Here is an 805-nt window from a genome sequence, read left to right as displayed (position 1 = left end):
GCTCCGTGAAGGCGCGGCAGCTTAACGCTCCGGCCGCGAACCCTGAAGCCCACGCGCCACGCAACGCTGCCGCAACGCCTGGCCACCACAGTCGCTGCATGTCGATGGACGAGAACACCACCCGGCTGCGAGCACTCGCGGCGCCGCGCTGCGGTCTGCTCAGCTGGTGGGCACCGAGGCCGGGTGCGTTCAGCGCCCGCGTGGTGCTGGACGATGGCAGCCAGCGCGACTTCGACAGCCCCTTCGAGCTGGCGCGCTTCCTGAGCACCCCTATGTCGAATGCGCCGGCCACGTCGAGCGGCCTGCGCTGACCTCGCACAATCCGCGCATGCAAGAACCGTCGGGTGCCGAGCTGGAGTTGCGCGTGTTGGGGCCGGTGCGCCTTTGGCGCGGTGGCCATCCCGTGGCGTTGACGAATCGCAAGACGCAGGCGCTGCTGCTGGTGCTCGCGCTGGACGGCGGCGCCAGCCGCCCGCGTTTGTGCGCGCTGCTGTGGCCGGATCTGGACGAACCCAGCGCGCGCCGCAACCTGCGCCGCGAGCTGGCGCGGCTGCGCGAGGCGGGCGTGCCTGAATCCTTTCGGGCCGATGACGACCATCTGCACCCTGGCGACACGCTGAGTTGCGACCTGCTGCTGGCCGAAGCCATGCCCGAGCTGGCGCTTGCGGGCTGGCCGGGCGAGCTGGCGGACGGCCTGCAGCTGGACGACGCACCGCAGTTCGCGCCGTGGCTGGGCGCCGCCCGCGAGCGGGCATTGCGGCTGCGGCTGCGCGCGCTGGAGGCCGCGGCCACGGCCGCCGAGGCG

General features: G+C 72.8%; 2 protein-coding genes. Both read left to right on the top strand.

Going from position 1 to position 805, the window contains the following annotated elements:
* The coding region (locus AC1DU6_RS33585; RefSeq protein WP_477862685.1) for a hypothetical protein at window positions 1–311 on the top strand (311 nt) is incomplete at its 5' end.
* A gap of 17 nt (window positions 312–328) precedes the next feature.
* Window positions 329–805, top strand: a 477-nt coding sequence (locus tag AC1DU6_RS33580) for an AfsR/SARP family transcriptional regulator (protein ID WP_477862684.1), incomplete at its 3' end; no start/stop codon positions are given.

It is taken from the genome of Roseateles sp. P5_B10 (assembly GCF_056400485.1).
This window is presented reverse-complemented; position numbering and strand designations above follow the sequence as displayed.